The sequence below is a fragment of the Dickeya oryzae genome, from assembly GCF_020406815.2.
Classification (GTDB): domain Bacteria; phylum Pseudomonadota; class Gammaproteobacteria; order Enterobacterales; family Enterobacteriaceae; genus Dickeya; species Dickeya oryzae.
The window spans coordinates 3485021-3498397 of the sequence record NZ_CP162670.1 but is presented as its reverse complement, the minus strand read 5'-3'; the positions used below and the strand labels follow the sequence as shown (position 1 = coordinate 3498397).

The window sequence follows — 13377 nt, the reverse complement described above, 5'->3', positions numbered from 1 at the left end:
TGCGTTGTTTTTGCCTATCGCGCGCTTCCAACATGATTCTTAATCCAGGATAAGCACCGGATGGCTACATACTCTGATGAATTCTATATGGCCCGCGCGCTGGAGTTAGCTCGCCGCGGCCGCTTTACTACGGCACCGAATCCGAATGTCGGGTGTGTGATCGTCAGAGATGGCGAGATAGTCGGTGAGGGGTACCACCAGAAAGCCGGTGAACCCCATGCAGAAGTGCATGCGTTGCGTATGGCAGGCGACAAGGCACGTGGCGCTACGGCCTATGTGACGCTGGAACCCTGTAGCCATCACGGACGTACTCCACCTTGTGCCGATGCCCTGGTCGCGGCGGGTGTGGCGCGGGTTGTGGCCGCGATGCAAGACCCTAACCCGCAGGTCGCCGGGCGCGGGTTGCATCGCTTACAACAAGCCGGTATCGCTGTGCATCACGGCGTCCTGATGGATCAGGCAGAAAAAATTAACCGTGGCTTTCTAAAACGCATGCGCACCGGTTTCCCGTATGTACAACTCAAACTCGGTGCGTCGCTGGATGGTCGAACGGCGATGGCTTCCGGCGAAAGTCAGTGGATAACCTCGCCGCAGTCTCGTCAGGATGTACAGCGTTTTCGTGCACAGAGTGCCGCTATCCTCAGTAGCAGTGCTACCGTGCTGGCAGATGACCCGTCGCTGACCGTGCGCTGGTCAGAACTGGATGTCGATACCCAGCGCCTTTATCCGCAAAGTGCGGTGCGCCAGCCGGTACGCGTCATCGTCGACAGTCAGTCACGAGTGACGCCGCACCATCGTCTGGTGAGTCAGCCGGGCCAGACCTGGCTGGCGCGAGCGAGTCAGGATGCACAGTCCTGGCCGGATGGCGTGGAGCAACTGACCATGCCGTTGCATGGCGGTGGTATTGATCTGGTGGCGCTGATGATGACGCTGGGTAAACGTCAGATTAATACGGTCTGGGTGGAAGCGGGTGCTCACCTGGCCGGAGCACTATTGCAGGCTGGTGTGGTGGATGAACTGATAGTCTATCTGGCTCCGACATTATTAGGTGATGCGGCCCGGTCGTTGTGCGTATTGCCGGGGTTGGAACAGTTGTCGCAGGCCCCGCTGTTCGATATGACCGATGTTCGCCAGATAGGGCCGGATGTTCGCCTGACACTGAAGCCTCGTTAGTCTGTTTCTGCGCGCGTTGAGGTGGCGGATATCCGTTACAGGGTCAAAAGCGGATACGCGCCCGGAAGAATATGATAGAATCCGCCCCCCTGCGGGGTCGTAAAACAATCAAAGGAAAGCTATGAACATTATTGAAGGTGTTGTTGCCGCTCCGAATGCCCGCGTGGCGATTGCTATTGCCCGTTTCAATCACTTTATCAATGACAGCCTGCTGGAAGGCGCGTTGGACGCGCTCAAACGTATTGGTCAGGTGAAAGAAGAAAACGTCACCGTGGTGTGGGTACCGGGTGCCTATGAATTGCCGCTGACCGCGCGTGCGCTGGCTAACAGCCAGAAGTATGACGCCGTGGTGGCTCTGGGTACGGTGATTCGCGGTGGTACAGCGCATTTTGAATTCGTTGCCGGTGAATGCAGTTCCGGCCTGTCTCATGTCGCGATGAACAGCGACATTCCGGTCGCCTTCGGTGTGCTGACTACGGAAAGTATCGAGCAGGCTATCGAGCGCGCCGGCACTAAAGCGGGGAACAAAGGGGCGGAAGCCGCTCTGACCGCGCTTGAAATGATCAATGTATTACACTCAATCAAGTCAGCCTGATTTATTTTGTAAGGGGTATTCCGTGAAACCTGCTGCTCGTCGCCGCGCTCGTGAATGTGCGGTTCAAGCGCTTTATTCCTGGCAGTTGTCCAAAAATGATATTGCCGATGTTGAACTCCAGTTTCTGAGTGAGCAGGATGTCAAAGGCGTGGACATCGCCTATTTCCGCGAGCTGCTGGCGGGCGTCGCCACTCAGGCGGAAAAACTGGATGCTCAGATGGCGCCGTATCTTTCCCGTCAGTTAGATGAACTCGGGCAAGTTGAGCGGGCTATTTTGCGTCTGGCGGTGTATGAGCTTAGCAAGCGCGAAGATGTACCGTACAAGGTTGCCATCAACGAAGCGATTGAGTTGGCTAAAGTGTTCGGTGCCGAAGACAGCCACAAGTTTGTCAACGGCGTGCTGGACAAAGCCGGGCCACACTTGCGGCCGGGTAAAAAATAAGTCAGTCAGGGCCGGTTTTCCGGCCTTGGTTTTTTTTAGGTTACCACTATCTGGAAAAAGTATGGCTCAAGGTGAGTTTGACGTGATTGCCCGCTATTTCAATCGGGCTGGCTATTCACGACGGGGTGTTGAACTGGGGATCGGTGATGATTGCGCCCTGCTGAACATTCCGGACAAACAACTGCTGGCAGTCAGCACGGATACGCTGGTCTCCGGCATTCATTTTCTGCCCGATATTGACCCTGCCGATCTGGCGTATAAATCACTGGCGGTCAACCTGAGTGATTTGGCGGCGATGGGCGCAGATCCTGCCTTTGTGTCGCTGGCGCTCACGTTACCGGGCATTGATGCGGACTGGCTGGCCGCCTATAGCGACAGCCTGTTTGAACAGCTTTCTTACTATGATATGCAACTGATAGGCGGTGATACCACGCGTGGGCCGCTTAGCATGACGCTGACTATTCAAGGGTTGGTACCAGCAGGACGCGCGCTCAAGCGTAGTGGAGCACGTATCGGCGACTGGATTTATGTCACCGGAACGCTGGGCGACAGTGCGGCAGGGTTGGCCATTTTGCAGCACAGTCTACAGGTGTCGGATGCTGATGATCGCCAATGGCTGTTGCAGCGCCACCTGCGTCCTCAGCCTCGCATTTTGCAGGGGCAGGCGTTGCGCGATCTGGCCAGTGCGGCTATCGATCTGTCTGATGGATTGGCGTCAGATTTAGGACACATCCTTAAAGCCAGTGATTGCGGCGCACGTATCAATCTGGAGGCGTTGCCTTATTCTGATGCACTGCTGCGGCATACCGACCCGGAACAGGCTATGCGCTGGGCGCTGGGTGGCGGTGAAGACTATGAGTTGTGCTTTACGGTACCCGAACTGAATCGGGGCGCGTTAGAGGTAGCGATTGGTCATCTGGGGGCTAGTTACACTTGCATCGGCCAGATTGGGCCTGCGTCGGAAGGAATGAGTTTCTTTCATTCCGGTCAGCCGGTGGACGTCAATCTGAAAGGGTATGACCATTTTGACCAGTGAGAGCAAAGGATCGTTAGTTGCCAAACGCCGCCTACGGATGAGTAATCCGTGGCATTTTCTGGCAACCGGTTTTGGCAGTGGTTTATCGCCGTGGATGCCAGGCACCGCCGGTTCGCTGGCGGCCATTCCTGTGTGGTATCTGTTGATGCTGCTGCCGTTACAGCTGTATTCACTGCTGGTGATGCTCAGCATCTGCGTAGGGGTTTACCTTTGCCACCGTACCGCCAAAGATATGGGCGTGCATGACCATGGCAGCATCGTCTGGGATGAGTTTGTCGGCATGTGGATCACCCTGATAGCGGTGCCTTCAACCCACTGGGGCTGGGTCGCCGCCGGGTTTGTGATTTTCCGGATCCTGGATATTCTTAAACCCTGGCCGATCCGTTGGTTTGATCGTCACGTGCACGGCGGTATGGGCATCATGGTTGACGATATTATCGCCGGTGTTATCGCCGCGGCCATATTGTATGTGGCTGGGTATGTGGTTGGGTAATAGTCTGCGGGTGGTTGCCAGCGAGAAAAAAACCGGGAATTCCCGGTTTTTTTCTGCCTGTTGGTGACCAGTATCAGGCCAGCCAGTTTCGAATGCGACGTTCGATGCCAGCGGCATCCAGCGACAGCTCGGTGCGGATTTCCGCTTGTGAGCCCTGCGGAATAAAGATATCGGGCAGGCCCAGATTGAGTACGGGGACGGGCAGACGATTCGCCATCAGGTATTCATTCACACCGCTACCGGCACCGCCCATCACGGCGTTTTCTTCCAGCGTCACCAGCACATCGTGGCTGGCAGCCAGCGAGGCGACCAGCGCTTCATCCAACGGTTTGACGAATCGCATGTCCACCAGTGTGGCGTTGAGCGCGTCGGCTGCCTGTTGTGCTTCTGGTAACAGCGTACCGAAATTCAGAATCGCAATCTTCTCGCCCTGACGTTTAACGACGCCTTTGCCGATAGGCAGGGTTTCCAGCGGAGTGAGTTCCACACCCAACACATTGCCGCGTGGGTAACGAACTGCACACGGTCCCTGCTGATAGTGATAACCGGTATGCAGCATTAACCGGCATTCGTTCTCGTCGCTGGGTGTCATGATCACCATCTGTGGAATACAGCGCAGGAACGACAGGTCAAACGCGCCCTGATGCGTTTGACCATCCGCGCCAACGATGCCGCCACGATCGATAGCAAACAGCACCGGCAGGTTCTGAATGGCGACATCATGGATGACCTGATCGTAGGCACGTTGCAGAAACGTGGAATAAATCGCCACGACCGGGCGATAACCGCCAATTGCCAGGCCAGCAGCAAAGGTCACCGCATGTTGCTCGGCAATAGCGACATCAAAGTACTGCTGCGGGTAGGTGCGCGAAAACGATACCATGCCGGAGCCTTCACGCATGGCTGGGGTGATGGCCATCAGCCTGGAGTCTGCCGCTGCGGTTTCTTTCAGCCATTCGCCGAAAACGGCGGAATAGGTCGGCAGCGCTTCTTTATTCTTCGGCAAGGTGCCACTGGCCGGATCGAATTTCGGTACGGCATGCCAGCTGATCGGGTCCTGCTCAGCGGGGGCATAGCCTTTGCCTTTCTTGGTCATGATATGCAGCAACTGCGGGCCTTTCAGGCTGCGCATATTCTTCAGAGTATGCACCAGTGATTGCACATCATGCCCATCAACCGGGCCGATATAGTTAAAGCCCAACTCTTCGAACAGCGTACCCGGCACCACCATTCCTTTCAGGTGCTCCTCGGTACGTTTAACCAGTTCTTTGATTGGCGGCAGGCCGGACAACACTTTCTTGCCACCCTCACGCAAGGTGGAGTAGAGCTTGCCGGAGAGCAATTGCGCCAAATGGTTGTTCAGCGCACCAACATTCTCGGAAATTGACATTTCGTTGTCGTTCAGGACCACCAGCATGTCCGGTTTGATATCACCGGCATGGTTCATGGCTTCAAACGCCATACCAGCGGTGATCGCGCCATCACCAATTACGCAGACGGTGCGCCGTCCCAGTCCTTCGCGCTCCGCCGCCACCGCCATACCGATACCGGCGCTGATGGAGGTAGACGAGTGGCCGACGCTCAGGACGTCATATTCACTTTCGCCACGCCACGGGAACGGGTGCAGCCCGCCTTTTTGGCGAATAGTGGCGATACGGTCACGCCGCCCGGTCAGGATCTTGTGGGGATAAGCCTGATGACCGACATCCCATACCAGATGGTCGAAAGGCGTGTTATAGACGTAATGCAACGCCACAGTCAGCTCGACTGTACCCAGACCTGAGGCAAAATGCCCGCTTGAGCGGCTGACGCTGTCCAACAGATACTGTCGCAGTTCATCGCACAATTTAGGCAGGCTTTCCCGTGGCAGCAGGCGCAGTTCCTCAGGGTTTTCCGCCAGCGCCAGCGTAGGGTATTTCGCTATATCAAAGGTCATTGGATACTCATCAAGCGGTATTAGTATTAAAATTATTTATCGCGTTCAACGACATAGTTCGCCAGTGCTCGCAACGGGGCAATGGCTGCGGGCTTGTCCAGCGTGTCTTCCAGTTCATTCAGTGCCGAGAGTGATTCTTTGCACAATTCCCGGGCTTTTTGTTTGGCTTGCTCCAGACCCAGTAACGCTGGGTAGGTGCTTTTACCGAGTTGTTGGTCAGCGCCCTGGCGTTTGCCGGTGGTGGCGCTGTCGCCAATCACATCGAGAATATCGTCTTGCACCTGAAAGGCCAGGCCGATCGCGTTGGCATAACGATCAAGGTAAGGCAGGGCAAGACGCCCACGCTCACCGCCAGCCAGGGCACCCAGCCGAACCGAAGCACGAATCAGCGCTCCGGTTTTATGGCGATGGATTCGTTCCAGTGTTTGCAAATCGACCTGATGGCCTTCCGCTTCCAGGTCCAGCGCCTGACCGCCGCACATGCCTGCCACACCACTGGCGCTGGCCAGTTCGGAGATCATCGCCAGTCGGTCGCGGTCGCTGACCTGTGGCATCGGGGCGTCAGCCAGAATAGAAAACGCCAGCGTTTGCAGGGCATCACCTGCCAAAATCGCCTTATCTTCGCCAAACCTGACATGGCAGGTTGGCTGCCCGCGCCGTAGATCGTCATCGTCCATGGCGGGTAAGTCATCGTGGATCAGAGAATAGGCGTGAATACATTCAACGGCCGCTGCCGGTGCATCAAGGCTGTCTGGCGAGACCGCGAATAACTGGCCGGTGGTATAAACCAGAAACGGTCGTAGCCGCTTGCCCCCCAACAGTGCGCCATGCGCCATCGCTTCCACCAGTGGACTACTCTGAAAAGGCAGGCTGGAAATGAAATGGTTGAGTGCGGCGTCGATACGCTGATGATGCGCTGCAAGCTGCTTGAGAAAATCTGTCATAACGGCTCATTATCCGGCGTAAAAGGTGTCAGGGCGGTATCGGGATCGTCATTGAGCAGAATCTGAACGCGTTGTTCAGCTTGCTGCAGTTTTACTTGTCCCTGTCGTGCAAGCTGGACACCCTGTTCAAAGGCATTCAACGCCTCTTCCAATGGAAGCTCGCCCGACTCCAGACGCGACACAATCTGTTCCAGTTCGGCGAGTGAGCTTTCAAAGCTGACGGGTTGTTCAGTTTTTTTCGGCATATTCGTTTCCGGATCCTGTTTATACGCGCCTGTCGGCGCCGACGCCACCGGATTGTCACGGTAAGCGCCCTTATGGTGCGCAATTATGCGCTTAATCTGCGCAGCTTACCGCAATATGGTGGTATACTCCGCGCCCTGGATGCTATTGGTAACGCCACCCGACTCGGGATAGTGTTACCAATAACGTAACTTTAGCGCTCAGGGTGCCTGCGTGTTGTCCGCGTACCCGTGTTTCACGCCTTCAGAATTAACTAACGATAGCCGCCATGAAGTTTATCATTAAATTGTTCCCGGAAATCACCATCAAAAGCCAATCTGTGCGGTTGCGCTTTATAAAAATCCTTACCGGTAACATTCGTAACGTTTTAAAACAGTATGATGAATCGCTGGCGGTTGTCCGTCACTGGGATCATATCGAGGTTCGTGCCAAAGAAGAAAGTCAGCGCGTGGTAATACGTGATGCGTTGACGCGTATCCCCGGCATTCATCATATCCTTGAGGTGGAAGACTGCGCCTATACCGATATCCACCATATTTTTGAACAAACGTTGGCCACTTACCGTGATCAACTGGAAGGGAAGACATTCTGCGTGCGGGTGAAACGTCGTGGTAAACACGATTTCAGCTCTCAGGATGTGGAGCGTTATGTCGGCGGCGGGTTGAATCAGCATATTGAGAGCGCACGGGTTAACCTGACTGCGCCTCAGGTCACGGTGCATTTGGAAATTGACCAGGATCGCCTGTTGCTGATCAAAGGCCGCTATGAAGGTATTGGTGGTTTCCCAATCGGTACCCAGGAAGATGTGTTGTCGCTGATTTCCGGCGGATTCGACTCCGGTGTTTCCAGCTATATGCTGATGCGTCGTGGTTGCCGGGTTCACTACTGCTTCTTCAATCTCGGTGGGGCAGCGCACGAAATCGGCGTACGTCAGGTCGCGCATTATCTGTGGAACCGATTTGGCAGTTCACACCGGGTACGTTTTGTCGCGATTGACTTCGAGCCAGTGGTCGGTGAAATCCTGGAAAAGGTGGACGACGGCCAAATGGGCGTGGTGCTCAAGCGCATGATGGTGCGTGCTGCGTCGCAGATCGCCGAACGGTATGGCGTGCAAGCGCTGGTCACCGGCGAAGCACTGGGACAAGTATCCAGCCAGACGCTGACCAACCTGCGTCTGATTGATAACGCCTCGGACACTCTTATCCTGCGGCCGCTAATTTCTCACGACAAAGAACACATTATTCGTCTGGCACGGGAATTGGGTACGGAAGACTTTGCCAAGACCATGCCTGAGTATTGCGGCGTGATCTCCAAAAGCCCGACGGTGAAGGCGGTGAAAGCCAAAATCGAGCACGAAGAAAGTCTGTTTGATTTCGCGATTCTCGACCGCGTCGTGTCGCAGGCGCGCAACATCGACATCCGCGAGATTGCTGAACAAACCCAGCAGACGGTAACCGAAGTAGAAACGGTCGATGCCTTTGTCGCAAGCGATATTCTGCTGGATATTCGTTCGCCCGATGAGCAGGATGAACACCCGTTGGCAGTGGCGCACGTTGAGGTAAAATCCCTGCCGTTCTATAAACTGGGGACACAGTTCGGCGATTTGGATCAGAGCAAAACCTATCTGTTGTACTGTGAGCGTGGGGTGATGAGCCGTTTGCAGGCGTTATACCTGCGTGAGCAGGGATTCAATAACGTTAAGGTCTATCGTCCCTGAGGCTATGTCCTGCGTTCGCTACCAGCAAAAAGCGCCATCATCCGGCGCTTTTTGTTTTTGTACGGCAGATCAGGCCGGGTCCTGATAATTGTAGATCCCCGGCGGCAGAACCAGTTGTGCAGCGATTTCTGCGGCTTTGCTCTTACCCAGTAGCAGATCGATAAGCTTCAGTGCGAAGTCGATACTGGTCCCCGGACCCTGACTGGTCAGCAGATTGACACGTGGATCGAATACCACCCGTTTTTCCAGCCATTTTTCTGGTGAAATCTGCTCTTTCAGTGTGGGGTAACCGGTCATGTTGCCGACGGGAAACAACTGGTGATGCTCTAGCACCACAGCGGGTGAAGCGCAGATCGCCGCGACGATTTTTCCTTCCTGATGGGTCTGGCGCAGGCGTTCAACCAGCAACGGGCTGTCACGAAAGCACTCAGCGCCTTGCAGACCACCGGGCAACACGACGGCATCAAAGTCATGATCGGCGACGGCGACCAGCGGCGCGTCAGCAAGCAGTTTCACACCACGAGAACAGGTGATCTCTGTGTTGCCATCGCTCGCGACGCTGGCCGTGGTGACGCGGATCCCCGCCCTGACCAGCAGGTCGATGGTGGTCACGGCTTCGATTTCTTCGCTACCAGGCGCCAGACAGACCAGAACCGAGGCGGTCATATTCATTCTCCTTTCGTTTGATATAGTCGAACAGGCGGTTGTTTTCCGGCAGGGCGAGTCCGTGGGCGCGAGCGCGACGCAGCAGGTAACCGGTGATGTAGTCGATTTCCGTATGACGCTGCGCCAGCACGTCCTGACGCATTGACGATGTGTTAGCCGCCGTGTTCTGAATGATTTGATTCACATAAAGCAGCAGGCTCTCCGACGAGGTGTGGAAACCTTCGCGGTCCATGACCAGCGCCACTTCCTGGCAGAGTGTGGCTATTCTTTCGGGATAAGCCTGTAATTCGCCGTTGGTGCACTGGTACTGCACGGTCAGCGGATTAATGACGCAATTGGCGGCCAGTTTCAGCCAGCAGGTTGCCGCAATATGAGTGTGCCACGCAACGTCAGGCAGCGCCTGATGCAGCGTTTCAGCCAACTGGCTTTGCTCTTCTTCACGGTGTGTGGTACGTCCAAGCGAACCGATGTGGGTTACGCCAGCCGCGACGTGTACCACTGTTGAGACGTCACGCCGTGCAGCATGCGTGGTGACGCCTAACAATAACGGTTGGCTGATTGGCGGCAGTTCTTCCCAGGTACCCATGCCGTTATGCAACAATAAAATAGTACAGTCGGGGCGTAGCCGAGGGAGCAGCGTGACAAGTGCATCGGAGACTTGCCATGCCTTTAGTGTGACCAGCAGTAATTCACTTTGCGCCAGATGTTCTGCGTTGTTGGCTGTCAGATTAAGGTTACAACGCTCACCGCTGAGCATCATAACGTTAATCTGGCAGGAAACTTGCGGAATGCGCAACCAGCCTTGTACATCATGCCCTTGCCGATGTAACGCATTAAGCCAGAGTTGACCGATCGCGCCACAGCCAAGAACGGTAATTTTCATCCACACTTTCCTTTATCGGGCCAGCTTGCGTCTGTCCGGACTATCATTTTTCCGACCTATCATCTTTCCTGTCTATCATAAAGTATTCTGCTGCCGTCTGCCGCTGCTTGTCGCGATGAAGACGGCAAGGTCGGTGAAGTTTGCTTATTGGGCGTGAGCGGTTATCATGCTCGGCAGCTATTGTCAGGAGAAAAAATTATGCCATCTTTCGATATTGTTTCGGAAATCGATATGCAGGAAGTCCGCAATGCGGTGGAAAACGCGACTCGTGAACTGGGTACTCGCTGGGATTTTCGTAATGTGCCTGCCAGCTTTGAGCTGAATGAAAAAGCACAAACCATCAAGGCGACCAGCGAATCAGATTTTCAGGTTAAGCAATTGATTGAAATCATAAGGGAAAAGCTGGCAAAACGCGGAATTGAGGGCGGTTCGCTGGATATCCCTGAAGACATGGAACACAGTGGCAAAACCTACAGTGTGGAAGCGAAGCTCAAGCAAGGTATTGAAACTACGCTGGCGAAGAAAATCGTTAAAATGATTAAAGACAGCAAGCTCAAAGTGCAAGCCCAGATCCAGGGCGAACAAGTCCGCGTTACCGGGAAATCCCGCGATGATCTGCAAGGTGTGATTGCGCTGGTGCGTGGTGCTGATTTAGGACAACCCTTTCAGTTTAACAACTTCCGTGATTAAACCGGCTGCTGTTCAGGCAGTGATACGCTAAATATGCAAAGGCACCGAAATGGTGCCTTTGGTTTTTCAATCGACGAGGTGGTTTGGGGTGACCTCGTTGACCTCGTGACGGTTGTGCTTCTACGGGCAGTTAGCCTCTCAGGCTAGCTTAGCCGTCTGACCGACTAGCTGTTCCAACTGCTGCCGATTGGTTTTGCTGCGATCAATTTTCACATAGGCGCTGAGTTCGTCCGGTACGATCACCACATCTGCCACGCCAGGATGCTGTTGCAGTTTATCGGACAGCTTACTATCGCGTAGCGCTTCATCCGGTAGGGTAATTCGCAAGCTACTCAGATACGGTGGTTCCTGCATGGTGACGCTGACCAATAACCAGACAACCCCCAGCAATGCGCCCGCACTGAATACCAGTGACGCGCCATGCAGGTCATACAACGCGCCGCCAAGACTACCGCCAATCGCCACCCCCATAAATTGGGTGGTGGAGTAAACCCCCATGGCAGTACCTTTGTAGCCTGCTGGCGACTCTTTGCTGATAAGGGATGGCAGCAATGCTTCCATGACATTGAAGCCCAGAAAGAACAACTGAATGCCGATAAAGAGTTGCCACAGCGCATGGTTGCCTGCTTGCAGCAAAACCAGCTCTGCGGCAATGATTATCATCACGCAAACAATGAACACCTGCTTCATGCGGCGTTTTACTTCTGCGTAGATGACGAATGGCACCACGGCCGCGAACGATATCAGCATCGTGGTCAGATAGACTTTCCAGTGGTCCTGCGGTGCCAGACCTGCTTGCTCCATGACTCTCGGTAAAGCGACAAAGCTCGACATCAGCAGAATGTGCAGGCACATGATGCTGAAGTTGAGTTTTAGCAAGCGAGGATTGGCCAGTACTTTGGCGACACCGCCACGCACGATGGCAGACTCACGGTTGAGCACATGGGAAGGGGCTGAGGGAATGACTGCCAGCGTAATAGCGATAGCCAGCAGCGCCAGCAGCGCAATTCCCCAAAACAGCGCATTCAGCCCTAACGCATGGGTAACAATCGGGCCGACAACCATGGCGATAGCAAACGTAATGCCGAAGCTGACACCAATAAACGCCATAGCTTTGGTGCGGTTTTGTTCACGTGTTAAGTCTGACAGCAGCGCCATGACCGCAGCAGAAATCGCCCCGGAGCCCTGCAAAGCACGACCCAGAATTATCCCCCAAATGGAATGGCTGAGTGCGGCGATGACACTACCCAGCACAAATATCAGTAAGCCGCCAACAATGAGCGGTTTGCGACCAATACGGTCAGACATGAGCCCGAATGGGATTTGAAAAACCGCCTGCATCAAGCCATAAATGCCGATGGCAATGCCAATCAGTGACTCGCTGGCGCCTTGCAGAGCCATACCGTAGGTGGTGAGTACCGGGAGCACCATAAACATGCCGAGCATGCGAAGTGAAAAAACCAGACCCAGTCCCCATGTTGCCCGCTGTTCAATCGGGGTCATGCGATTATCGTTCATTGCTACCTCTGATATTTTATCAGCGCTATTTTAGTGTCCGTGCCAGAAGGCGTAAACGACGGGTTTGTTTCCGTATTTGGCAAAGCAGGGGAGGGGAGATAAAAAAACAGACGGGCAAGCCCGTCTGTCTGGTCGTATAGACTGATGAAATCAGTGCAGGTAGGTCAGCAGCGTGTCCTGCATCGGTGTCATGGAATCGACTGACATCATGACGCTCAATGACGTAATCGCGACAATAGAGAACAAGAACAGCTTTTTGGCCCAGGCACGATCGTCGTTCGGGCGTTTGTAGCCGGATAACGCCATGCCAAGCCACCAAACGCTGACCGCCGCGGCCACCACCAGGTATTTGTAACCAGCATAACCACCCAGCGATAGCATCAACGTGGCAATCATAAACGCCAGGATATACAGCGTGATATGGTGCTTCGCGACGGAAATGCCTTTGACGACCGGTAACACCGGAATATTCGCCGCCTGATAATCTTTAAAGCGGAAAATCGCAATGGCGTAAGAGTGCGGCATCTGCCACAAACTGAAAATCAGCAGCAGGATCAGTGCACCAGCATCAAACTGATTACTCACAGCGCAGTAGCCAATAACCGGCGGTGCTGCACCGGACAGACTGCCAATCAACGTGCCATAAACCGAATGGCGCTTCATGTACAGGCTGTAAACACCGACGTATACCACAAACCCCATCACCGCCAGCCACATGGCCAGCGGATTTGCCGCAAGATACAGTAACGCGAAGCCAGCAATACCTAACAACGAAGCATAAACCAGCGTATTTTTAAGCGGAATCAGCCCTTTAACCAGGGCCCGATTCTTGGTCCTCTCCATTTTTTTGTCGATGTCACGATCGATAACGTTGTTAAAGACGCAACCAGATGCAACAACCAGCGATACCCCGATCAGGGTCGCGACAAACAGTGGATAGTTAATGGTGCCTTTGGCTGCCAGTAAAAATCCACCGATAACGGAAATCAGGTTGCCAAAAATAATGCCGGGTTTGGTGACCTGCAGGTATTGCTTAATCAT

The 13377-nt window shown here is 54.4% G+C and carries 14 protein-coding genes; 7 read left to right on the top strand and 7 right to left on the bottom strand.

Going from position 1 to position 13377, the window contains the following annotated elements; translation table 11 throughout:
- The first annotated feature begins 60 nt into the window (after nucleotides 1-60).
- The 5 genes from ribD (at nucleotide 61) to pgpA (ending at nucleotide 3739) form a co-directional block, all read left to right on the top strand.
- Complete coding sequence (ribD, locus tag LF929_RS15240; protein ID WP_210176598.1) at nucleotides 61-1173, top strand: bifunctional diaminohydroxyphosphoribosylaminopyrimidine deaminase/5-amino-6-(5-phosphoribosylamino)uracil reductase RibD; 1113 nt, start codon at nucleotides 61-63, stop codon at nucleotides 1171-1173.
- A 121-nt stretch (nucleotides 1174-1294) separates the two neighbouring features.
- Nucleotides 1295-1768, top strand: coding sequence for a 6,7-dimethyl-8-ribityllumazine synthase (gene ribE, locus LF929_RS15235; RefSeq protein ID WP_022632536.1), 474 nt, complete (start codon nucleotides 1295-1297; stop codon nucleotides 1766-1768).
- Between the two features lie 22 nt (nucleotides 1769-1790).
- Entirely contained in the window at nucleotides 1791-2210 is a 420-nt protein-coding gene (gene nusB / locus LF929_RS15230) for a transcription antitermination factor NusB (RefSeq protein ID WP_016941768.1), read from the top strand.
- 61 nt (nucleotides 2211-2271) lie between these two features.
- Nucleotides 2272-3246, top strand: coding sequence for a thiamine-phosphate kinase (gene thiL, locus LF929_RS15225; protein ID WP_038903662.1), 975 nt, complete (start codon nucleotides 2272-2274; stop codon nucleotides 3244-3246).
- On the top strand, nucleotides 3227-3739 hold the full coding sequence (gene pgpA, locus LF929_RS15220) for a phosphatidylglycerophosphatase A (protein ID WP_016941770.1): 513 nt from the start codon (nucleotides 3227-3229) through the stop codon (nucleotides 3737-3739). The genes thiL and pgpA overlap by 20 nt, the downstream gene beginning before the upstream one ends.
- Before the next feature lie 73 nt (nucleotides 3740-3812).
- Here pgpA and dxs read toward each other — a convergent pair whose 3' ends face one another.
- From dxs to xseB, 3 genes are read right to left on the bottom strand one after another with little or no spacing between them, the layout of a single operon-like run.
- Nucleotides 3813-5675: a 1-deoxy-D-xylulose-5-phosphate synthase gene (gene dxs / locus LF929_RS15215; protein ID WP_038903664.1), complete on the bottom strand. Its 1863-nt coding sequence runs from the start codon at nucleotides 5673-5675 to the stop codon at nucleotides 3813-3815.
- Nucleotides 5676-5707: 32 nt separating this feature from the next.
- Nucleotides 5708-6619 (bottom strand): (2E,6E)-farnesyl diphosphate synthase, encoded by a 912-nt coding sequence (gene ispA / locus LF929_RS15210; RefSeq protein ID WP_226092620.1) that lies wholly within the window; start codon nucleotides 6617-6619, stop codon nucleotides 5708-5710.
- Complete coding sequence (gene xseB, locus LF929_RS15205) at nucleotides 6616-6864, bottom strand: exodeoxyribonuclease VII small subunit (protein ID WP_012883745.1); 249 nt, start codon at nucleotides 6862-6864, stop codon at nucleotides 6616-6618. Before xseB ends, ispA begins: the two co-directional genes overlap by 4 nt.
- A gap of 266 nt (nucleotides 6865-7130) precedes the next feature.
- On the opposite strand from xseB, the gene thiI reads away from it, so the two are divergent.
- The gene (gene thiI, locus LF929_RS15200) at nucleotides 7131-8579 is read left to right on the top strand and encodes a tRNA uracil 4-sulfurtransferase ThiI (protein WP_226092619.1); all 1449 of its coding nucleotides are present in this window, start codon (nucleotides 7131-7133) and stop codon (nucleotides 8577-8579) included.
- A gap of 69 nt (nucleotides 8580-8648) precedes the next feature.
- On the opposite strand, the gene yajL is transcribed toward thiI, so the two are convergent.
- Together yajL and panE are read right to left on the bottom strand one after the other, a co-directional pair.
- On the bottom strand, nucleotides 8649-9245 hold the full coding sequence (gene yajL / locus LF929_RS15195) for a protein deglycase YajL (protein ID WP_210174751.1): 597 nt from the start codon (nucleotides 9243-9245) through the stop codon (nucleotides 8649-8651).
- Nucleotides 9208-10128 carry a 2-dehydropantoate 2-reductase gene (gene panE / locus LF929_RS15190; RefSeq protein WP_226092618.1) on the bottom strand — a complete coding sequence of 307 codons (921 nt, stop codon included), beginning with the start codon at nucleotides 10126-10128 and terminating at the stop codon, nucleotides 9208-9210. Before panE ends, yajL begins: the two co-directional genes overlap by 38 nt.
- A 198-nt stretch (nucleotides 10129-10326) precedes the next feature.
- On the opposite strand from panE, the gene LF929_RS15185 reads away from it, so the two are divergent.
- On the top strand, nucleotides 10327-10818 hold the full coding sequence (locus LF929_RS15185) for a YajQ family cyclic di-GMP-binding protein (RefSeq protein WP_226092617.1): 492 nt from the start codon (nucleotides 10327-10329) through the stop codon (nucleotides 10816-10818).
- Between the two features lie 138 nt (nucleotides 10819-10956).
- Here LF929_RS15185 and LF929_RS15180 read toward each other — a convergent pair whose 3' ends face one another.
- Together LF929_RS15180 and cyoE are read right to left on the bottom strand one after the other, a co-directional pair.
- Nucleotides 10957-12336 carry an MFS transporter gene (locus tag LF929_RS15180; protein ID WP_038907282.1) on the bottom strand — a complete coding sequence of 460 codons (1380 nt, stop codon included), beginning with the start codon at nucleotides 12334-12336 and terminating at the stop codon, nucleotides 10957-10959.
- A gap of 150 nt (nucleotides 12337-12486) precedes the next feature.
- Complete coding sequence (gene cyoE / locus LF929_RS15175; protein ID WP_023639160.1) at nucleotides 12487-13377, bottom strand: heme o synthase; 891 nt, start codon at nucleotides 13375-13377, stop codon at nucleotides 12487-12489.

Coding starts and splice junctions, on each gene's coding strand:
- panE (WP_226092618.1), bottom strand. CDS start 10,128: ATGAAAATTACCGTTCTTGGCTGTGGCGCGATCGGTCAACTCTGGCTT.
- thiI (WP_226092619.1), top strand. CDS start 7,131: ATGAAGTTTATCATTAAATTGTTCCCGGAAATCACCATCAAAAGCCAA.
- ribD (WP_210176598.1), top strand. CDS start 61: ATGGCTACATACTCTGATGAATTCTATATGGCCCGCGCGCTGGAGTTA.
- cyoE (WP_023639160.1), bottom strand. CDS start 13,377: ATGATTAAGCAATACCTGCAGGTCACCAAACCCGGCATTATTTTTGGC.
- ribE (WP_022632536.1), top strand. CDS start 1,295: ATGAACATTATTGAAGGTGTTGTTGCCGCTCCGAATGCCCGCGTGGCG.
- yajL (WP_210174751.1), bottom strand. CDS start 9,245: ATGACCGCCTCGGTTCTGGTCTGTCTGGCGCCTGGTAGCGAAGAAATC.
- dxs (WP_038903664.1), bottom strand. CDS start 5,675: ATGACCTTTGATATAGCGAAATACCCTACGCTGGCGCTGGCGGAAAAC.
- pgpA (WP_016941770.1), top strand. CDS start 3,227: ATGACCATTTTGACCAGTGAGAGCAAAGGATCGTTAGTTGCCAAACGC.
- LF929_RS15180 (WP_038907282.1), bottom strand. CDS start 12,336: ATGAACGATAATCGCATGACCCCGATTGAACAGCGGGCAACATGGGGA.
- LF929_RS15185 (WP_226092617.1), top strand. CDS start 10,327: ATGCCATCTTTCGATATTGTTTCGGAAATCGATATGCAGGAAGTCCGC.
- xseB (WP_012883745.1), bottom strand. CDS start 6,864: ATGCCGAAAAAAACTGAACAACCCGTCAGCTTTGAAAGCTCACTCGCC.
- thiL (WP_038903662.1), top strand. CDS start 2,272: ATGGCTCAAGGTGAGTTTGACGTGATTGCCCGCTATTTCAATCGGGCT.
- ispA (WP_226092620.1), bottom strand. CDS start 6,619: ATGACAGATTTTCTCAAGCAGCTTGCAGCGCATCATCAGCGTATCGAC.